Genomic DNA, 18,637 nt, shown 5'->3' on the forward strand with positions numbered 1-18,637 from the left:
AGGTCCGACATCCGATGGAACCACATCACCTCTGGGAGGATGCCGCCATGGTGGATGGCTTGCCGCCGCGGATCGGAGCATTCCTTCGCGGGGTGCGGGGCTCCTGGCTTCTGCTGCGATTCCTCTTTCTACTCATCGGGTCCGCCCTCGTCCTGTCGTTCCTGTCGGTTGACCTGGCCGTTGCCGATGCACTGTGGGACCACGAACCGGTCATCCTCAGCCGGTTGGTCGTCGTACTCGTCGCGCTCGTTCCGCCGACCCTGCTGGGGATGCTTCCCCAGCTGAGGCACATCGAGGGTGCGGCTGCCGCGTCGCTGCTTGGTGTGGACTTCAAAGGACAGGCGCCGGGGCTGACCCGGGGTTGGGACCAGCGCTGGCGTACCGTCGTGTGGTTCTGGACCCATCTGTTCGCCGGTGGCTTGACCGGCTGCGTGGTGATGGGCTGGGTGCTGATCATGGAGAGGCTGGTGCGCTCGGTCGACGCACCCGGGGAGGGCTCGTTCCTTGGTCTGTCGTGGGCGACGGACGGCGACGTATGGGTAGTGGCGGCGCTGACCTTCGCGGGGCTGTTCCTCCTGTTGGTGGGCCTGCTGCTTCTGCTGGGCTGCGGGGAGGTGTTGGTACGGATCGCGCCTGTGTTGCTGGGCCCGTCCATCGCCGAGCTCCTGGCCGAACTCGAGTCCCGTACGACGGACCTCGTCGAACGCACCCGGCTGGCTCGCGAGCTCCATGACAGCGTCGGACACGCACTGAGCATCGTCGTTCTCCACACCGCCGTGGCACGCCGTCGCCTCCCACCGAACGCCGCCCAGGCCGACGGCAGCCTGGCGATCGTCGAGGACGTGGCGCGCCGAGCGCTGGAGGACCTGGACGTTGTACTCGGCATGCTGCGGGAGCCACAGCCGGCAACCCGACACCCAGCACATGACCTGCGAAGCCTCGACGAGCTGGTCCGAGCGTCCCGTGCAGGTGGCCAGCCAGTGGACCTGGAATCGCTTGTCACCGACCTGACGAAGGTTCCAGCGGTTGTGTCACGCGAGGCGTATCGCATCGTCCAGGAAGGGCTGACCAATGCCCTCCGACATGCTCCTGACCAGCCGGTACACGTTCGTCTGGCGCCGGTGGCAGAGGGACTACAGGTCCACGTGGCCAACCCATTAGGCCAGCGGGCGCCGGTGGTCAGTGAGGCCCGCGGCGGGCGGGGGCTGGTCGGTGCACGGGAACGGGTGCGAGCCCTCGGCGGACGCATCCAGGTTGGCACCGAGAATGGTAGGTGGGTGCTGGACGCGCGGCTCCCGCTACCGGAGAAGGGGATCCGATGAGCTCGTCGGTGAAGATCCGAGTCCTTCTCGCTGACGATGAGGACCTGGTCCGTGCTGGCGTCTGCGCTCTGCTCGACGAATGTCAGGACATCGCGGTGGTGGGCGAAGCTCGAGACGGCGCCGAGGCCGTGTCCGCCACGATGTCCCTTCGGCCGCACGTCGTCTGTATGGATGTACGCATGCCTCGGGTGGACGGGATCGAGGCGACCCGGATCATTCGCGAACGCCAGCCTGACACGAAGGTTCTTGTCCTCACTACCTTCGAGAACGATGACTACGTTGCCGAAGCCCTACGAACAGGCGCACAAGGATTTCTCCTGAAACGCTCCGCACCTGAGGCCGTCGCCGCGGCGATCCGCACGGTGCACAGCGGGGACTCGCTCCTATATCCGGATGCCCTGCGCCGACTGGTCGCTCCCGGGGTGCAGGCACGCCCGGACCGACCGGGGCTGCCGATGCTGAGCGAGCGTGAGGCCGAGGTGCTCCGGCTCATCGCCTCGGGCCTGTCAAACGCCGAGATCGCAGGCCAGATGTACGTGACGGTGGAAACGGTGAAGACCCACGTCGGCCGGATCCTCGCCAAGCTCGGAGTCCGCGACCGGGTGCAGGCCGTCATCCGGGCCTACGAGAGCGGCTTCGTCCCACTGAACCAGGGCGAGCGCTAGTAGGTCGACTCGACCCCGATCGTGCCGTAGAGATCATGAACGACGAGTTGGCTGCGTGTGCCGTCGCCCCGTTCCGCCTCTCTGCCTCAGGTCAACGCGCACTCGTCGGGTCAGCTCGGCACTGTCGCCTGAAGCGCTCGTCGACGTACGGCGTAGCCCCACACGGCCAACGCGAGGGCTGGCCCCCACAGCCAGAACGGGAGGATCAGGTTCCACCAACCGCCGGTGCTGGCCGACATCATCGCCATCGGGATCGCCGTGATCGTGACCGAGATCGCGACCACCAAGCCGGGGACGACCGCGAGGCTGACCGGGACGGGTTGACCGGCGATCCGCGGCGTCCAGGAAGGAAAGGTGCGGCCCCATCGGCTGATCAGGCCGAGAGTCAGGACACAACCGATCAGGGCGCCGCCGCCCAACAGTAGGCCCCAAAGACGCGTCTCGGGGTCCAGGATCTCTCCGTGCAGACCGAAGGAGGGCAACGGCGTCAGCCAGGTGAGCCGTTGCAACCCATATGGCAGCGGGCAGGCCGCGGCGATCCAGGTGACCGGTCGGCTCCAGCGCGCAATCTGGTCTGCGACGGGACCCGTGATTGGGAACGCTCCGTCGCGCATGATCAGAAAGAGCCAGCAGGTGGTGGTGGCAGCGATCAGCATGGGTACGGAGGCCGCGGCCGGAAGGCCGCTCACACGATCCGCGACGTCCTGCAGGAGGCGGAGCAGGTGGGACGGCTTCAGGGCCGCGGTGACGGTTCCCCAGGCGGCGACGGCGATCACGATCATGGCGGTGAGGTAGCGCATGAGGGCAACGCGGCGGCAGGCGAGCACCAAGAGGACAATGCCTGCCGCCGGAATGACCAAGGCGACCAAATACGCCAACAGGGTCAGTGCCGCGACCGAGGACAGCAGCGTGTTCCCGAGCATCTGAAGACCCCCTGCAGCGAAGAGGGTCGGCCGGGCTCGTTGGCCGATGAGGAGTCTTGCCATTACAGCGAGAACGCCGAATAGACCGAGCGTCATGATCAAACCGGCGGTCAGTGTTGTCGGCAACCGTCCGACAAGGTCGATGCGGCGCGGATCGACATCGGCCCACGGGTGCGCGTCCGGAATCAGAAGCCAATACATCCCGAAGCCGCTGCAGCTGGCCGACAGCAGCCCGGCGACCATCGCAAGCAGCGTGATGCCGCGAGCGTGCGATTCGAGCAATGCGCTCATCGGGGTCTTCTTCCCACTGCGCGCACAACGCCGGTCACGACACACCTGCGTGGCCGAGCCATGTTAGGCCCTTCCTTCGAAGCGCACGGGGAGTGCGGACAGGGCACGGGCGAGTCCTGGCTGCCAGGCGATCTGAGTTGGCGGCACGCCGAGGAGTTCGCAGATGACGCGGACCGGCAGTGGGTGGGCGATTCGTTCGATGTAGTCGAACTCTTCGTCGCCGATGTCGGCGATCAGTTCGTCGATGATCTGCTGGATGCGCGGTCGGAGTGCGTTGACGCGGCCGACGGTGAATGCGCGCGATACTGCGGGGTCCTTGATCACAGCGATTGTCGCGTCGTACCCGGTCACGAGCCAGATCGGTGTCCCGTCGAAGTAGCTGGCGCGGCGGACAGGTGGTTCGAGACCGATGGCGGCCCAAAACTCGTCACGGTCGGGCGTGGTGAACAGGTCAGCGAGCCGGGGTTCCACGGTCATGTTGAGGTTGCCCTTCATGGTGTGGTGTGGGTCGCGGGTTTCTGTGCAGCCCGGTGCGTAGGTGTTCGTCCGTTGAGCCATCGGCCGATTGGGGTGGTGCGGACCATCAGCGCGTAGCTGGCGAGCAAGATCAGGAATGTGGTGGTGAGGGCGACGGCGAGTTTGGCGATGATCGGCCAGCCGAGGTCGGCGAGGGGGATCTCGATGGCGACGAGCAGGGGTAGGTGCATTAGGTACATCCAGTACGACGCGTCGGCCAGGTACCTCACGGACGCGCGCTCGCGGGTCAGGTACTGGATGCAGAGGCCGAGCAGCGCATAGACCCAGCTCCACGCGGCGATCGCCATCACGCTGGCGGTGATCGCGGGCATGGCAGCGTGGTGCAGAAGGACCCAGCCGAGAGCAGTCGTCCCGGCGGCGACTGCCAGGTGAATCCACGCGCCCGGTCTGCTGAGCCTGTGCAGGGCGTTCGAATCGGTCTGCAGGCACCAGCCGACGGTGAATGCGCCGAAGTAGCTGATCAGGCTGATCGGGTCGGGGAGGATGGTTGTCGGTGCGGCAATGCCGCCAGTCATGGGTTCGTTCTGCAGCAGCAGCGTCGCTGCGTATGGCAGAGCGACGACCATCACACCAAGCGGCGCGGTGAACGTTCGGGTCGCGCGAGTTGTCAGGCGCTGGACCGTGTGGGTGCCGAGCAGGCGCGGTGCCATGGCACGTACGGCAAGCATCAGCAGGTAGCACTCCATCAAGATCAGGAGGAACCACAGGTGCCCGGGCGTGATCATCAGCAGCGGATCGGTGGGCACATCGGTTGGCTGCGGAAGGTTGCGCACGTGAAGGTTCAGCAGTGACAGCAGCGCAAGTGGCAGCACCGCGACCGGCCAGAACACCACGAGGGGCAACGCGATGCGTTTGAGCCGGTCGCCCAAGAACCGGCGTACGCCTCGCCGAGTGAGCATCATCCGGCCGAAGTAGCCGGCCAGTACCAGGAACAGCGTCATCCGGAACAGGTGGATCACATAGTTGGTCACGTCAGCAACCGGTGACTGGTCCTGATCCTTGACGAGCCATGGTGTTTCGACGGTGAACGGGATCAGCGCGTGCAGGACGATCCCCAGGATCAACGCCCCGCCCCGCAGTGCATCGAGCCCGTGCAGGCGTGTGCTGCCAGGTGCTTCGCCGGGGCTGGTCATCGTCTGGTAGCCGACCCGTTGGCGGTGGCGACTTCGACCTTCTGGATCTTTGCTGCCGCGTCGGGAAGGAAGCCAGGACTGATCAGCCGGTGGAGAGGACCGAGTGCGCCCCACACGACCCGGCCAAATGGGTGCTCGAAACGGATGCAGGTTGTCAGAGACGCCTGGCCATGGCTGGCGGTGACGACGAGATTGCCGGTCAGGAACCACGACGCTGCCTCAAGCCGGATCCAGTCCGGCTCCCGTGCGGCGATCCGCCACCCTCCGGCGGTATCCGGTGACGGTGTTGGGCTGAGTCGAAGTCGTAGGCATCCCTTCCAGATAAGGCGCTCTGCGAAATCAGGGATGTTGCCGAACATGGTGCGGGCCCAGCGTTCGGCGGTCGCATTGATCGACGTCGGGTAGGACAGATGATCGGCGTAGTCGATCTTGGTCAGTGAGCTGAGTGACCGGATGTCCGCCGGCAGGTTGCTGGCACCGACGACCTGGGTCACCTGCGCCGAGGGCGCGCCCCGTCGCGCCCAGGTCTGTTCCCAGTGGCGGAGCAGGGCGCGTACAGCGATCAGACGGCGCGAGGCATGCTCGGCGCTTGGCAGCAGCTTCACCGTGATCAACTCACCTGCGGCGACATCAAGGTGACGATCTGGCGAGGCTTACGTTCGCGATCGTCGAATGCGACGACGTCTCCCAGACCTTGTGCTGCGCCGAATGCCGCACGGTACGCGGCCTCGGACACGAACCGGCCGGTGGTGACAACCGCGTCGCCATCCGGAGTGACCCAGACGTCGGCATCCAAACATCCGGCCTGGGCCGACAATGTGCTCCGGACCTGCTGCGTGCGGACGACGAACTCGTCGACATGTTCGGGCTTTGGGTAGTGAAAGGCAACGAAACCGATAGTCATCGAACGGCTCCAGTCAAACTGTGTGCGGGCGATTACCTTGGGGGAGATTGCCTTAGGCAATTACTCTCTACACCTGTGTAGAGTGTGCTCCACAGGTGTAGAGAAATTCAAGTGGAGGAGGTTCGGATGGCATCGCCGTCTGCACGGTCGACGGTGATCGATGGGGCAGATGCAGCCATAGATCGGACCGTCGGATCATGATCAACATTTCGTCGCGCGTGCTCAACGTTGTCGCAGCCGGCCACGCGGTGCCCTACATCGCATCGAAGATTCAGTTTGCGATCGAGGGAAAGCTCGGAATCCATGGCGGTCCGCGGGTCACCCCGGCTGACTACGCACGCTTCGGTAACACCGACGCGGTTGCTGCCGCGCAGTGGGGCAACGTCGCCGTCGGGGTGCTCTTCCTGTTGATCACCCTGGTGCCATTGACGCCGCTCGCAGCCCGGTTGAACCGCTGGATCATCGCCGTGCCTCTGATCGCGATCGGTTGCTTCTTGCTGAGCTTCGGGCTCGGCGGGGTCATCCGTGCCGCGACGACCGAACTCGGGGGCGGCATCTTCGGCGGATACCTGCTGTTATGGAGCGTGGCGGTGGGACTGCTGGCGGCTGCCCAGCTTTCGGCGGGCCGCGCGCGCCAGCATCCCCGGGGATGACGGATATGGGACGACGTACCGACATTGCTGATGCCGCGATCAGGACGCTCGCGGCCGAGGGTATGCGCGGGCTCACCCATCGCGCCGTTGACCGCACTGCCGGGTTGCCTGAGGGGGCGACCGCGTACTACTTCCGGACACGAACTGCCCTCGTGCAGGCGGTGCTGGATCGGCTCGTCTCGCTGGATGAGCAGGAGGTGCCGGACCAGGATCTTGATTTCGATCGATTCATCGATTACTTGACCGCCACCTTGAACCGATGGTCGACCACTGATCGCCGGCGTCAGATTGCTCGGTACGAGTTGGCACTCGAAGCGACGCGGCGTTCAGAACTGCGGGAGCCGCTCGCACGCGCCACCGAACAGGTTCACCGGTTGCTGGCGACCATGCTTCGCGGGATCGCTGGTTCGGACGCCGCCGAGCTCGCCCGTTGCCTCACCCCGCTGCTGGATGGGCTCCTCTTCCAGCAGGTGACGACGGAGCCTGCGACACCGATCAGTCGCGACCAGATCGCTGACCTGGTACGAACTCAACTGACACGAGTGTCGGGCGCCAAGACGCGTGGGAAACGGAAGAGGTGAAACTCCGCTCACCGCGTGGCGAGAGCCTCGAGGCTGTCGTCGCAGCTCGCCTTCAACATCGGAGTCGCGTGCTCGCGGGGGACTGGAGACTGACATGGCTTCACTGCGGCCCGACTTCATCGAGCTACACGACGGCTCACGGTCAGCCGAGGCCAGCCATGCCTCCCGAATCCAGCCACGCAATATTCATCAATGAGCAGACTGCCTATATCAGATCTATCCGCTTGCTACCTTCGGGGGAAACGATCAATCGATCCCTCTTGTGGGGAAGACGATCCCTCCTTCGGGGGAGGCTTCGGTCCGGCCGCTTGTGGAGGATCGTCCCATGAACATCACCACAAAGCTCGCTGCCCTGACCGCCGTCGCCGCGACCGTCGTCGCCGGTATCGCCGCCACCGCGCAGGCCGAACCAGCCGAGTCGAAGGTCGCACGCGTTACCGGTGCGGCCGACTTCATGCTGCCGTTCTACCCGGACCAGGACGTCCGCCACTTCGACTTCGACGCGACCGCCACCCCCTACACCCGTCCGATCCCCGGCGCACCGAAGGGGCTGCCAACCGACGCGCGCGGCACGGTGAAGATCTCGCATTACGTCGCTGCCTGGAAGAAGACCTTCCATGCCGAGGGGACAGTGGACTGCCTGGTCACCGCGCCTGGCATGGCCACCCTCACCGCGAAGATCACCAAGGCGGACCAGCCGGTCCAGGAGTGGGTCGGCAAGCGGCTCGGCTTCAGCGTCCAGGACAACGGTCGACACGACCGCGTGGGCCTGTCCTGGACGGTCGTCAACCTCGACCAGAACGCCAAAGGCGAATGGGAGGAAGCGCCGGTCGGCACCTGCATGGCTCCGGCCCCGTTCGCCCCGGTGACCAAAGGCAACTACAAGGTCCAGCACGTCGACCTGGCTCAGATACCGGAGGGGTGACTCAGCACAAGCCGGTCCAGGTCGATCCGGCCTAATGGGGTACGTCCCGAGCGTGGCCGGCATGAGAGGTCGGTCACCCGGCGGTTGTACCCCAGGGGTTGTCGATGGCGTAGCGCCAGAACCCGTCCGTGCCGCGTCGCGCGACGTCGGTGGCTGTGCCGCGCATTTCTACACGTTGGCCGTCGGTGGCAGTCGGCGCGATGACCCAGTCGACGATCAGCAGGGCCAGATCTCCGTTGACGTACACGTGTCGCGGCGTAACTGTGATCGGCAGCCCCAGCGCCATGAGCTTCGCGTTCGCGGCCCGACGCGCAGCGCCCGCGACCGGCCCACCGGGCTGGGCGACCAGGAGCCCGTCCGGCTCGTAAACCCGCTCCACCTGATCCGGGTCGCCGGTGTTGAACGCGGCGGCGAACACGTGCGGGTGCTTCGCGGGGTCCGTCGTGAGCGGGATCATTGAATTCTTCATGCAACGAGTCGATCAGGAGGCGTCGTGGCTTACCAAACGGTGCGCAGCTGGGATCCCGAGTTGGTGCCCACACCGGCCGGACGCGGCGCCCGGCCCGACGAGGCCTGTCCCGTCGAGGTGGCCCTCCGCGTGATCAGTGGCCGGTGGAGCACCCTCCTCATCCGCGAGCTCCTCCACGGACCGCTCTCGTACGGGGCCTTCCGCAAACGACTGCCGACCCTCACCGACAAGGTCCTCACCGACCGCCTGGCCGAACTCCGCGGACACGGCATCGTGGAGCGACAGATCACGCGAGGCTTCCCCTCCCGCGTGACCTACCAGCTGACTCCGCGCGGAGAGGCGCTGCGGCCGTTGATGATCGAGCTCTACCGAACCGGAGAAGCCCTGCTCGCATGACCGCCCGGCGGGTGAACCTGTCTCCGCTGACGCTCACCATGTAGCTAACAGCGCCGAACCCCGGTCGGAATGCACGTTGCGGTTCATTGCGCATTGCGCAATGACACCCGTTGACATTCCTCAACGAAACCCTAGGCTCTCGGTCGTGCGCACCGCAGACGATCCGCCGAGCGGTATCGGTGTCGGCCATCGTGCCGGTGTTCGTGGTGTTCCTGATCTTCCAGCATCGGTTCGTCGAATCGCTCGCCCACGCTGGGCTGAAGTGACCCAACCCCTGTCCGCCAAGGAGGATCGCGATCGTGCACCGACTCGACCATGCCAGTGACATCACGGTTGTCGGCGGCGGACTGGCCGGAGTGTGCGCCGCGATCGCCGCGGCCCGGCACGGCGCCCGGGTCGCGCTGGTGCAGAACCGCCCGGTGCTGGGCGGCAACGCCTCCTCGGAGATCCGGGTGTGGGTGTGCGGGGCGACCGCGCACGGGGTGCACCAGTGGGCCCGGGAGACCGGGATCATGGGCGAGCTGTTCGTGGAGAACCAGTTCCGCAACCCGGAGGGCAACCCGTACTACTGGGATCTCACCGTGCTCGAGGCGGTCCGGGCCGAACCGAACATCGCCCTGTTCCTGAACACCGACGTGCATGAGGTAGCCGCGAGCGGGCCTGCCGACCGGCGTACGATCACCGCGGTCACCGGCTGGCAGCAGGGGTCGGAAAAGTCGATCACCTTCACCTCGCCGGTGTTCCTGGACTGTACGGGCGATGGACTGGTCGGTCATCTCGCCGGCGCCGAGGTGATGACCGGACGCGAGGCGCGCGAGGTGTTCGGCGAACCGTGGGCACCCGAGGTGCCGGACAACAACACGCTCGGATCGACGATCCTGTTCTACAGCAAGGATGCCGGTCAGCCGTCGAAGTTCGTCCCGCCGAGCTTCGCGGTCGATCTCGGCACCACCGCGATCCCGGACCACCGGGTGATCCGCACCGACATGAAGGGGTGCGCGTTCTGGTGGATCGAATGGGGCGGCGAGCTCGACGTCGTCGCCGACAATGAGCGGATCCGGGACGAGCTGCAGGCCGTGGTGTACGGGATCTGGGACCACATCAAGAACTCCGGACGGTACGACGGTGTCGAGAACCTCACCCTGGAATGGATCGGGTCGGTGCCGGGCAAGCGGGAGTACCGCCGGTTCGTCGGTGATCATGTGCTCACCCAGCACAATGTGCTCGGCCAGACCGTATTCGACGACGCGATCGGGTTCGGCGGCTGGTCGATCGACCTGCACCCGCCGGGCGGGGTTTACGCGACCGAGCCGGGGTCGCGGCACTGGTACTCCGACGGTACGTACGACATCCCGCTGCGCTCGCTGTACTCCCGCAACGTCACCAACCTCTGGATGGCCGGCCGCAACATCTCCGCGTCGCACGTCGCGTTCGGCTCGACCCGGGTGATGGCGACCTGTGCGGTGCTCGGCGAGGCAGCCGGGCTCGGGGCGGCGGTGGCGCTCGCCGCCGGACTGACCCCGCACGAGCTCGCCGGGCCGGAGTTCACCCGGATGCGTCGCGCGCTGGTCCGGACCGACGCGTCGGTGGTCGGGGTGCTCAACGACGACCCCGACGACCTGGCGCGGGCCGCGACCGTGCACGTCAGCTCCACCCGGACTGTGCTCGGCAGCGAGTTGTCCGGCGAGACATGGCCGCTGGATCGCGATCTCGGCATTGTGTTGCCCCTTGGTGCCGCGCCCGGGGCGCTCGAGTTGCTCGCCGACGTCGACGGCCCGACCACACTGCAGGCGGAGTTCCGTCGCACCAGCGCACCGCGCAACTACCTCCCGGACCGGCTGGTGGCGCGCGCCGACGTGCCGCTGGTGCCGGGGGAGAAGCAGTGGGTGAAGATCGATCCGGTCCCGGCCATCCACGATCACGATGATCATGGCCCGGACCGGACCGACGCGGGCGACAACGTGTTGGTCGTGGTCCGGGCGAACCCGGCGGTCCGGCTGTGGGCGAGCACCGACTGGGTGCCGGGCGTGGCGCACCTGCGTCGGCGCGATGCGGGTGAGGACGAGAAGTGGTCCGAGCAGTTCCGCGAGTGGCGAGCCATCGGTCCGCACGACGGGGTGGTGTTCCGGGTGGTCGACCCGATCCGCACGCTCGCGGCGGACCGGCTGGTCGGCGGGTACGCCCGTCCGTACGGCGGACCGCAACTGTGGTCCTCGGCCGACCTGGACACCGACCCGACGCCGACCGTCGAGCTGCGCTGGGACACCCCGGTCACCCTGTCGGAGGTGCAACTGGTGCTTGACGACGACGTAGCCACCGACCTGATCAACCTGCACCACCACCGCACCCCGGACGAGGTGCTGCCGACGCTGGTACGCGACTACGACCTGGAACTACACACCCGCGACGGTTGGCAGCCGATCGACCGGGTCCGGGGCAACCGGCGCCGGCACCGCCGGCACCACCTGACGCCGCCGCGCACCGGCGATGCGCTCCGGGTCCGGGTGCTCGCGACCAACGGTCATGATTATGCGCACGTGATCAAGCTCCGTGCCTACAGGTGACGGGTGGCAGGGCTGGGCATCCGGGGGATCGCCTCGCTCAGACGTCGCGGCGGTAGGCGCTCGGCGTGAACCCGAGGACGGTGCGGAAGTCGTTCGCCAGGTGCGCCTGGTCGGTGTAGCCGAGCTCGGCGGCGAGGCCCGCCAGCGGCTCGTCCGGATGCTCGCGGATCCGCTGCGCCGCCTCCTGCAGCCGTCGGCGACGGATCATCGCCGACGGCGGCACTCCCAAGTAGCGGTGTGCGACGCGCTGCAGGGTGCGCGCCGACGCCGCGAGCGCCGCGGCGGCGTCCTCGACGCGGAGGATGCGCGAGTCGCTCATCAGTAGCTCGGTAAGGCGTCCCGCGAGCTCGGCCTCCGGCGTTGGTGGCACCCGGCGCGTCTGCCACCACGCATCGAAGGCCGCGACGGCGCGGTCGTGCCGGTCGGGGCCGGCGAACGCACGACAGACCGCGTCGTGGAGGTCCGGCAGCTCCAGCGGCAGCTCCCGGTCCACGCTCGCGGCGGGTTCCACCGGGAGCGTGGCCGTCGCCGCCGGTCGCAGCAGCGCGCCTACCGCCCACCCCCGTCCGGTGAGTTCGCGTTCCGCGAGCCGGGTGGCCGGTCCGGACAGCACAACCCCCGAGGGATCGACGACGAGGTTGCACGCCGGATACGGCAGGATCAGCTGTCGCGAGACCGTGCCGTCGGCGAGCTCCCACTCCGGGATCCAGTACCACGCGACGAGATCCGCGAGCGCGGGATCCGGGAGAGCTCGCGTCAGCCGCGGGGCCGCGCCCGGGAAGATCACCCCGCGCGTCGCGTCCGTCATCGCTCCAGCGTAGAACGTGTCGCGTATCTCCAAGACCGCTGCAGGCGACGCGCCGTACCGTCGCGGCATGAGCACGACGAGCACCCCCAACGCGCCGGGCACCCCCGCGGCGAGCACCCGCGGCGTCTCCGGCGCCCACACCACCGGCGGCCGCCCGAACGGATCCACCTCGCTCACCCCGTTCCTCGCCATCTCCGGCGCCCGCGAGGCGATCGCGTTCTACGTCGATGTGTTCGGCGCGCGCGTCGTCGAAGTCACCGAGATGGGCGGCGTCGTCGCCCATGCCGAGCTCGACTTCGGCTGCGGGCACCTCCAGATCGGCGAGCCCATGCCGGACTACCACCTCGTCGCCGCCCCTGTGGGCGGTGACGACTGCTACTCGATGGGCCTGTACGTCCCGGACGTCGACGAGACGGCCGCGAGGGCCGTGGCCGCCGGCGCGACCGTCCGCGAGGCGCCGTCGACCTTCGTCTCCGGCGATCGGTACGCGAGCATCCGGGATCCGTTCGGCGTGCGGTGGTCGATCATGACGCGCGTCGAGGATCTGTCCGAGCAGGAGAGCGCCGCCCGCGTGGCGGAGTGGGCCGCGTCGTTCAGCCAGGGTTGAGTGCGTCGACCGCCGCGGGCAGGAGAGCTGCTGGGACAGCCGGGATAGCGATGCTGTCGTGGTGGCCTATTGCGTAATACGCAATAGGCGGCCTATTGGTATGCCTCAGGCAAACTCTAGACTTTCGTCGTGCGCACCGCAGACGATTCCCCGGGCGGCATCGACCGCGATGGTCAAGTGCAGGCGTTGGCGCGCGGGATCGAGATCCTGGAGCACCTGGTCGCCGCCGGCGGCCCGCTCACGGGAGTTGAGCTCGGTCGCCGGGTCGGTCTGCATCCGAGTTCGATCTCGCGGATCATCGGCACGCTGACGTCGATGGGTTACGCGCGTAAGGGTCCGGGTGGGTACCGGGCCGACTTCGGGTTGCTGAATTTCGTGCAGGCCGCGACGAGTATCGACGCGATCGCCCGGGCGCGAGGCGTCATCGAAGACTTTGCACAGCAGCATCACGGCAGCTTCGTCAACCTGTGCATGCTGCGCCATGGCCGGCTGATCTATCTGGTTCGGAGCATGGCCGGCCACGAAACGGTGACGGCGACGACACTTCCCCTGCAGCAGTCGTCGGCTGCGATGCGCCTGCTGGTCACGCTCGGCTTCGACGAGGGTTGCACCGTGCTGAGTGCCTCTCGCGAACAATACGGCTGGACGGGCGGGCCCGGCCTGCCACCAGATGAGAGTGCCGCGATGGCCTGGGCGATGGAGAACGTCGTTCACGACGTGCTGATCTTGGAAGGCTGGTCGGGAACGTCGATGTCCGGCGCGATCCCACTGGCTTCGATCGATGCCGACTACCCGATGGCCGTGGCGATCGGTGGGCCAGACCTGCGTATGGAACCGGACCGACTCCGGCTCGCACTGCACGAAGGGCGACGCAGCGTCGAGTTTGCGCTGCACCAGGGGAAGAGCCCGTGGTGAACCACCAGTGGTCGGAACGCGCGGGCGCTTGATCTGGCACCCGGAAGAGGTAGAAACCATTTCGAACAGCCGACGAACGCTTACTGTCGCCTACGCTGAATATGCGCCTCTATTGCTGTGGGGACCCTTCCTGCTCGTCGTGACAATCGACAACTACCGCCAACGGCGCGGACGCTAATAGCAAGCCTCTCGGATGGTGCGAAGGCGGCGGAATTACAGCGAGCACCCGAAAGGGTCTTGTCGGCGAGGGGCGCCGCTGAGTGCGGCATTCCGATCGGGTCCGGCCAGGACGGCTATGGGCGCAGTTTGTCGTGCTCGCGGAGCACAAGGTCTGACAGGCCGGGCGGCAACATCCGCTTCACACTGTCCGCGTATCCGGCACCGTCGGCGGGTTTCACAACCTGGTCTTCGTCCAGCCGCAGCGGCATCGAGAGGCCTTCTGACGGTACTCCGGCTGTCGGTGCGGACGCGCAGACCGCCCACACAAACGCCGACGATCCCTCTCTGCCCAGGAACCGGACCTGACACCTGCCCGGGCCCTGAAACAACATGGCCGGCAGCCGCGCAGCGATCTGTCGCTCCTCCGCCTGAACGGCCTGTGTGGTGCGGTCCGGCAGCTGATAAGGCGGCTGGGAGCAACCGGCCACCACCCCCGTCAGCAGCGCAACACTGACGCCATATCGACGAAGCATGCCTGTGATAGTGCCATACCACAACACATTCTGGCCGACGTCCTCGAGACGATCGACATCCAGATCTACGGAAGGAAGGCGTACGAACCCTGCGCACCGTGCTGGCTCAGCGCGGAGGTCGACCCGGCCTCAGAGATCGAACGTGTGCAGGCCAAGCTGGTCAATTCCATTCCCAAGCTTGTGCTCTTCCAACGGCTCCGGACCACTCTCGCCATGGGGTCCGACCACCCGACTGAAAGGCGATATCGCCAGCCAGATCCAGGAGTCGAAACGTCAATCTGGGAAGGACATCGCGCTCTACGCCGGCCCGACGGCAGCCTCGATGTTCATGAAGCTGGACCTCATCGATGAGTGGCCGCTACGTCCGGAGGCGTGTCGGCTTACGCGCTCGGGTCGTGGCCGCGCGGAGATGGCGGCGAGCGAGCGCGGCGGCGGCACTCGCGTCGCCAGCCTCGATGGCGAGGTAGAGCTCCCGGTGCTCGTCGTATACCGGTTCCAGGTCGTCGTACTGGCCGAGTAGCCAGCGCATCCGGCCGGCGAGCGAGGAGGACATCTCGGCGAGCAGTGAGTTGCCGCTGGCTTCGGTCATGGCTTCGTGGAAATCGGCGGCGGCGCGCCGGGCGGTGGTCGCGTCCCTGCGCGCGGTCGCACGGCCCTGCGTGTCGAGGCATTGCTTCATGCGGCGCAGGGCGTCGGGGTCGCGGCGCTCGGCGGCGCGGCGAACGGCGAGTGGCTCGAGTGCGATGCGGACTTCGTTCAGCTCGTCGATGTCGCGGTCGGTGAAGGTCCGGACGGTCATCCAGGTGTTTCGCCGGGGGACGGCCAGGCCTTCGCCGGCCAGGGCGCGCAGCGCTTCCCGTACCGGTACGCGGCTGATGCCGAGCTCCGCCGCGAGGTCGCGTTCGACGAGGCGGGAGCCCGGGGTGCGAATGCCGTCGACGATCTGTTCGCGCAGGACTCGTGCGACCCGCGCTGACTCAGTCTCGTCCTCGGTCCGGTCGCCCATGGCCGCATCGTATCGAGGTCATCCGCCCCTCTGGTCGCCCGCAACGGCCTCCCGTGACCCCGCCTGCCGGGCCGGGCCGCCTGAGATTTGGTATACCATTTTTCCGCAGTGTCGTCGCCCGGTCGTGAGTTTCGGTGCGGCCGTGGGAGCAGAGGAGGCAGCAGATGTCCCGGATCGTCTTGCGCAACGTCCGTCCTTGGGGTGGGGATGCCAGCGACATCCATGTCGACAACGGTTCGATCGTGGCGGTCGAGCGGGCGTCCGCTACGACTGTGGCCCAGGCCCCGGACGTCCGCGGTGAGGTGGTCGACGGCCGTGGCCTGCTCGCGATTCCGTCGTTCGTGAACGCCCACGCGCACCTGGACAAGTCCTGGTGGGGCAAACCGTGGGTGTCCTACGCCGGCGAGTCCGGCACGCAGGGCCGGATCGCCCACGAGCGCGCCCACCGCGGCGAACTCGGCATTCCCGACCTCGAGAGCACGGTCGCCCTGGTGCGCGAGCTCGTCCGGACCGGTACGACGGCGTTCCGCAGCCATGTGGACGTTGACCTGGGCGTCGGTCTGGACGGCATCCAGGTCGTACGCGAGGCCGTCGCGGCCGTTGATCCGGGCCTCGCGCTCACGGTGGTGGCGTTCCCGCAGGACGGTGTGCTGCGTCGCCCGGGCGTGCTCGACCTGCTCGACCGGGCGGCGGCCGAGGGCGCCGACCTGGTCGGCGGGCTCGATCCCGCGTCGATCGACCGCGACCCGGTGGGCCAACTCGACGCGCTGTTCGACCTCGCGGAGCGGCGAGGCGTCGGGCTCGACATCCACCTGCATGACTCCGGGGAGCTTGGCGCGTTCCAGTTCGAGCTGATCGTTGAGCGCACGAAGGCGACCGGCATGTCCGGGCGGGTCACCATCGCGCACGGGTTCGCCTTGGGCGATGTCCCACCGGCCCGGCAACGGGACCTGGTGGAACGACTGGCTGACGCCGGAGTCTCGCTCACCACTGTCGCGCCGATCACGGCGTCCCCGCTTCCCCTCGACATGCTTCGGAACGCCGGTGTTCCGGTCGGCCTCGGCACCGACGGGATCCGCGACCTGTGGGGGCCCTTCGGCGACGGCGACATGCTGCGACTCGCGGGGACGCTGGCTCGACTCTCCGGGTGGCGGTACGACGAGGACCTCCGCTCGGCAGTGGAGATTGCCACGTGCGCGGGCGCCGGGTTCGTCGGCCGGACCGCTCACGACCTCGCGCCGGGTGCCCCGGCCGACATGGTCCTCCTCGACGCGGAGAACCTCCAGGACGCCGTGACCCGCGCGCCCTCGCGCGACACGGTGATCGTCGGCGGACGGGTGGTCGTGGGCCCCGGCGCCCGATGAGGCGGGCCGGGTCGCCCCGGTCGTCCGCGGCTAGCACGCGGGTGTTCTCTTCGCTGCTGCGTTATCCGTCGTTCCGGCTCACCTGGGCCGCGACTGCGTGGCCGCCGGCGACTGCACCGCCGGCCACGCCTTCGACGAGGTACCGCTGCGCAAGTACGAAGACGCAGACTACCGGCGCGGCGACGATGATGATGCCCGCTGAGATGAGTGGCCAGTTCTGGACGTTCTCGCCGAGGAAGGAGTAGAGGCCCCTGGTGACTGGCCAGAGGTCTTCGTCGGCGAGCATGACCAGGGGAAGGATCATGTTGTTCCATGCCGCAACGAATCCGAAGACGCCGAAGGCCGCCAACGCCGGCTTCATCTCCGGGATGATGATCGTCAATATGAACCGGACGTACCCGCAGCCGTCCATTGCCGCTGCCTCGTCGCGTTCTCGTGGGATCGTCCTGATGTAACCGACGAAGAAGAAGAAGCCCGCACCCACGAGGCTGTTCATTACGACGTACCCCATCATCGAGTTGTACAAGCCGAGCGCTTGGGCCTCGATGAATAGCGGGATCAACCCGACAGGGAGGAATCCGGAGAAGACGAAGAGTCCATAGAGGAGGTTTGTCTGCTTAAAGTATCCGCGGGCGATTGGGAAGGCGAGGAACACGCCGAGGAGGATACTGATAGCTGTCGGCATGCTGGCATAGACAAGGCTGTTGACCAGTTGCCGGGCGAACTCCCCTTGCTGCCATGCGTCACTGAAGTTGGTCGCCGTCCATCCCGACGGAAGACCGGTTGGGTTCCGCAGGAACTCCGTGTAGGGCTTGAATGCCTGGACCGCCAGATAGACGAGGGGCAGCGCGAAAATCCCTGCGCTCAACAGGATATACGCGCCATGGCGACTGAGAACCTGCAGGATGGAGCGTCCCGTACCGACCACCTTCGTCGCTCTTCCCGAATCGCTCCAAGGTGGAGTACCCATTCCAGGCTGCCCTCGGTCCAGACCCTTGGTGAGCTGGTTGCTCACAGGGTCACCTCCCGGCGTCGCAGTGCAAGCAACAGGCCTCCACCGATCAGCAAGGTCAGAAAGAACTGCACGATCGCGATCATCGACCCGTATCCCAGTTGGCTACTCGTGCCAAAGGCTGAGGTGAACATGTAGACGCCGAGCGTCTTGGTCCCGAAGTTGCCTTCGGTCAGGACGAGTACCAGCGCGAACTCACCGAGCGCAGCCATTGAGGTGAGGAAGACGCACACCGTCGTTGCCGGCGCGAGTAGCGGCCACGTGATGTGCCTGAAGGTGCGGAACCGGCCGGCTCCGTCCACGGAAGCGGCCTCGTACGACTCGCGGGGGATCGCCCTCAGCCCGGCGATGAAGATGATCATCCCATAGCCGCATCCCATCCAGATGGTGATTCCCATGATCAGGAACAGCGAGATCCTGCCGGATCCGAGAAAGGCCGACTCGATGCCGAATGCGTTACGGAACAGTTCCCCTACGGGCCCCGATACTGGGTCGAGGAGCAGCGAAAACATCCCGCCTACGATCGGAACGCTCAGGATGCCGGGGAGGAAGATGATCGCTCGGTAGAAGGTGAACGACCGGCCGCGGCGCTGGAAAATGAGAGCGAGGCCGAGTGACAAGGCTGTCTGGACGACGGTGACGCCCACGGCGAACTTCACCGTCGTCCATATAGCGCCGGCGACGTTGGACAGGAGACTGCTAGTCGCTGCCGCATAGTTACAGAGGCCGCAGACATTTAGCGGGGTACCAGGAACCCCTGAGTACTGCGTGAAGGAGTAGAAGAAGGTCGCGACCGACGGATAGAGCCCGAACATCGTCCATCCGATGGTCGGCACTGCGATGCTCAGCCATGGTATCCATGCTCGCGTC

At 66.8% G+C, this 18,637-nt stretch carries 21 protein-coding genes; 10 read left to right on the forward strand and 11 right to left on the reverse strand.

The window, feature by feature from the left end:
- Positions 1–47 precede the first annotated feature (47 nt).
- Together B141_RS0119025 and B141_RS0119030 are read left to right on the forward strand one after the other, a co-directional pair.
- A complete protein-coding gene (locus tag B141_RS0119025; RefSeq protein ID WP_051114122.1) occupies positions 48–1,322 on the forward strand; it encodes a sensor histidine kinase in 1,275 nt (424 codons plus the stop codon).
- A complete protein-coding gene (locus B141_RS0119030) occupies positions 1,319–1,987 on the forward strand; it encodes a response regulator transcription factor (protein ID WP_020576779.1) in 669 nt (222 codons plus the stop codon). The genes B141_RS0119025 and B141_RS0119030 overlap by 4 nt, the downstream gene beginning before the upstream one ends.
- A gap of 110 nt (positions 1,988–2,097) precedes the next feature.
- On the opposite strand, the gene B141_RS45850 is transcribed toward B141_RS0119030, so the two are convergent.
- From B141_RS45850 to B141_RS0119055, 5 genes are all read right to left on the reverse strand, one after another.
- Complete coding sequence (locus tag B141_RS45850; protein ID WP_020576780.1) at positions 2,098–3,201, reverse strand: hypothetical protein; 1,104 nt, start codon at positions 3,199–3,201, stop codon at positions 2,098–2,100.
- Positions 3,202–3,264: 63 nt separating this feature from the next.
- Positions 3,265–3,678: a cytochrome P450 gene (locus tag B141_RS0119040; protein ID WP_237742733.1), complete on the reverse strand. Its 414-nt coding sequence runs from the start codon at positions 3,676–3,678 to the stop codon at positions 3,265–3,267.
- A 14-nt stretch (positions 3,679–3,692) separates the two neighbouring features.
- On the reverse strand, positions 3,693–4,871 hold the full coding sequence (locus tag B141_RS41510; protein WP_020576782.1) for an acyltransferase family protein: 1,179 nt from the start codon (positions 4,869–4,871) through the stop codon (positions 3,693–3,695).
- Positions 4,868–5,476 carry a hypothetical protein gene (locus B141_RS0119050; RefSeq protein WP_202805840.1) on the reverse strand — a complete coding sequence of 203 codons (609 nt, stop codon included), beginning with the start codon at positions 5,474–5,476 and terminating at the stop codon, positions 4,868–4,870. Before B141_RS0119050 ends, B141_RS41510 begins: the two co-directional genes overlap by 4 nt.
- A gap of 5 nt (positions 5,477–5,481) precedes the next feature.
- Positions 5,482–5,775, reverse strand: a complete 294-nt coding sequence (locus tag B141_RS0119055) for an antibiotic biosynthesis monooxygenase (protein WP_020576784.1) — start codon at positions 5,773–5,775, stop codon at positions 5,482–5,484.
- A 197-nt stretch (positions 5,776–5,972) separates the two neighbouring features.
- Here B141_RS0119055 and B141_RS0119060 point away from each other — a divergent pair, with 197 nt between their 5' ends.
- The 3 genes from B141_RS0119060 to B141_RS0119070 all read left to right on the forward strand — a co-directional run bounded on the left by B141_RS0119060 (position 5,973) and on the right by B141_RS0119070 (position 7,934).
- Positions 5,973–6,428 (forward strand): hypothetical protein, encoded by a 456-nt coding sequence (locus B141_RS0119060; protein WP_020576785.1) that lies wholly within the window; start codon positions 5,973–5,975, stop codon positions 6,426–6,428.
- 5 nt (positions 6,429–6,433) lie between these two features.
- Complete coding sequence (locus B141_RS41515; RefSeq protein WP_020576786.1) at positions 6,434–7,009, forward strand: TetR/AcrR family transcriptional regulator; 576 nt, start codon at positions 6,434–6,436, stop codon at positions 7,007–7,009.
- Between the two features lie 325 nt (positions 7,010–7,334).
- Positions 7,335–7,934 (forward strand): hypothetical protein, encoded by a 600-nt coding sequence (locus tag B141_RS0119070; protein WP_020576787.1) that lies wholly within the window; start codon positions 7,335–7,337, stop codon positions 7,932–7,934.
- A 73-nt stretch (positions 7,935–8,007) separates the two neighbouring features.
- Here the strand turns inward: B141_RS0119070 and B141_RS0119075 are convergent, their stop codons facing one another.
- Positions 8,008–8,403 carry a YybH family protein gene (locus B141_RS0119075; RefSeq protein ID WP_040421762.1) on the reverse strand — a complete coding sequence of 132 codons (396 nt, stop codon included), beginning with the start codon at positions 8,401–8,403 and terminating at the stop codon, positions 8,008–8,010.
- Between the two features lie 24 nt (positions 8,404–8,427).
- Here B141_RS0119075 and B141_RS0119080 point away from each other — a divergent pair, with 24 nt between their 5' ends.
- Together B141_RS0119080 and B141_RS0119090 are read left to right on the forward strand one after the other, a co-directional pair.
- Positions 8,428–8,799: a winged helix-turn-helix transcriptional regulator gene (locus B141_RS0119080; protein WP_020576789.1), complete on the forward strand. Its 372-nt coding sequence runs from the start codon at positions 8,428–8,430 to the stop codon at positions 8,797–8,799.
- A gap of 299 nt (positions 8,800–9,098) precedes the next feature.
- On the forward strand, positions 9,099–11,363 hold the full coding sequence (locus tag B141_RS0119090) for an FAD-dependent oxidoreductase (protein WP_020576790.1): 2,265 nt from the start codon (positions 9,099–9,101) through the stop codon (positions 11,361–11,363).
- Between the two features lie 37 nt (positions 11,364–11,400).
- Here B141_RS0119090 and B141_RS0119095 read toward each other — a convergent pair whose 3' ends face one another.
- Entirely contained in the window at positions 11,401–12,171 is a 771-nt protein-coding gene (locus B141_RS0119095; protein ID WP_026257365.1) for a helix-turn-helix domain-containing protein, read from the reverse strand.
- 67 nt (positions 12,172–12,238) lie between these two features.
- On the opposite strand from B141_RS0119095, the gene B141_RS0119100 reads away from it, so the two are divergent.
- Together B141_RS0119100 and B141_RS0119105 are read left to right on the forward strand one after the other, a co-directional pair.
- Complete coding sequence (locus tag B141_RS0119100) at positions 12,239–12,778, forward strand: VOC family protein (protein WP_020576792.1); 540 nt, start codon at positions 12,239–12,241, stop codon at positions 12,776–12,778.
- A gap of 129 nt (positions 12,779–12,907) precedes the next feature.
- Complete coding sequence (locus B141_RS0119105; protein WP_084678382.1) at positions 12,908–13,693, forward strand: helix-turn-helix domain-containing protein; 786 nt, start codon at positions 12,908–12,910, stop codon at positions 13,691–13,693.
- A 293-nt stretch (positions 13,694–13,986) separates the two neighbouring features.
- Here B141_RS0119105 and B141_RS0119110 read toward each other — a convergent pair whose 3' ends face one another.
- Entirely contained in the window at positions 13,987–14,385 is a 399-nt protein-coding gene (locus tag B141_RS0119110) for a hypothetical protein (protein WP_157181116.1), read from the reverse strand.
- Between the two features lie 358 nt (positions 14,386–14,743).
- Entirely contained in the window at positions 14,744–15,391 is a 648-nt protein-coding gene (locus B141_RS0119115) for a GntR family transcriptional regulator (RefSeq protein WP_020576795.1), read from the reverse strand.
- A gap of 164 nt (positions 15,392–15,555) precedes the next feature.
- Between B141_RS0119115 and B141_RS0119120 the strand changes: the two genes are divergently transcribed.
- Positions 15,556–16,755, forward strand: a complete 1,200-nt coding sequence (locus B141_RS0119120) for an amidohydrolase (RefSeq protein ID WP_020576796.1) — start codon at positions 15,556–15,558, stop codon at positions 16,753–16,755.
- Positions 16,756–16,816: 61 nt separating this feature from the next.
- On the opposite strand, the gene B141_RS0119125 is transcribed toward B141_RS0119120, so the two are convergent.
- The gene (locus tag B141_RS0119125; protein WP_202805841.1) at positions 16,817–17,770 is read right to left on the reverse strand and encodes a carbohydrate ABC transporter permease; all 954 of its coding nucleotides are present in this window, start codon (positions 17,768–17,770) and stop codon (positions 16,817–16,819) included.
- Positions 17,767–18,603 (reverse strand): carbohydrate ABC transporter permease, encoded by an 837-nt coding sequence (locus B141_RS0119130; RefSeq protein WP_202805842.1) that lies wholly within the window; start codon positions 18,601–18,603, stop codon positions 17,767–17,769. The genes B141_RS0119125 and B141_RS0119130 overlap by 4 nt, the downstream gene beginning before the upstream one ends.
- Positions 18,604–18,637: the final 34 nt, after the last annotated feature.

The organism is Actinopolymorpha alba DSM 45243 (genome assembly GCF_000373925.1).
Classification (GTDB): Bacteria; Actinomycetota; Actinomycetes; order Propionibacteriales; family Actinopolymorphaceae; genus Actinopolymorpha; species Actinopolymorpha alba.

Bases quoted from the DNA above. Each gene is read 5' to 3' on its own strand.
- B141_RS0119025 (WP_051114122.1), top strand. From the start codon at position 48: ATGGTGGATGGCTTGCCGCCGCGGATCGGAGCATTCCTTCGCGGGGTG.
- B141_RS0119030 (WP_020576779.1), top strand. From the start codon at position 1,319: ATGAGCTCGTCGGTGAAGATCCGAGTCCTTCTCGCTGACGATGAGGAC.
- B141_RS45850 (WP_020576780.1), bottom strand. From the start codon at position 3,201: ATGAGCGCATTGCTCGAATCGCACGCTCGCGGCATCACGCTGCTTGCG.
- B141_RS0119040 (WP_237742733.1), bottom strand. From the start codon at position 3,678: ATGACCGTGGAACCCCGGCTCGCTGACCTGTTCACCACGCCCGACCGT.
- B141_RS41510 (WP_020576782.1), bottom strand. From the start codon at position 4,871: ATGACCAGCCCCGGCGAAGCACCTGGCAGCACACGCCTGCACGGGCTC.
- B141_RS0119055 (WP_020576784.1), bottom strand. From the start codon at position 5,775: ATGACTATCGGTTTCGTTGCCTTTCACTACCCAAAGCCCGAACATGTC.
- B141_RS0119060 (WP_020576785.1), top strand. From the start codon at position 5,973: ATGATCAACATTTCGTCGCGCGTGCTCAACGTTGTCGCAGCCGGCCAC.
- B141_RS41515 (WP_020576786.1), top strand. From the start codon at position 6,434: ATGGGACGACGTACCGACATTGCTGATGCCGCGATCAGGACGCTCGCG.
- B141_RS0119070 (WP_020576787.1), top strand. From the start codon at position 7,335: ATGAACATCACCACAAAGCTCGCTGCCCTGACCGCCGTCGCCGCGACC.
- B141_RS0119075 (WP_040421762.1), bottom strand. From the start codon at position 8,403: ATGAAGAATTCAATGATCCCGCTCACGACGGACCCCGCGAAGCACCCG.
- B141_RS0119095 (WP_026257365.1), bottom strand. From the start codon at position 12,171: ATGACGGACGCGACGCGCGGGGTGATCTTCCCGGGCGCGGCCCCGCGG.
- B141_RS0119100 (WP_020576792.1), top strand. From the start codon at position 12,239: ATGAGCACGACGAGCACCCCCAACGCGCCGGGCACCCCCGCGGCGAGC.
- B141_RS0119110 (WP_157181116.1), bottom strand. From the start codon at position 14,385: ATGCTTCGTCGATATGGCGTCAGTGTTGCGCTGCTGACGGGGGTGGTG.
- B141_RS0119115 (WP_020576795.1), bottom strand. From the start codon at position 15,391: ATGGGCGACCGGACCGAGGACGAGACTGAGTCAGCGCGGGTCGCACGA.
- B141_RS0119120 (WP_020576796.1), top strand. From the start codon at position 15,556: ATGTCCCGGATCGTCTTGCGCAACGTCCGTCCTTGGGGTGGGGATGCC.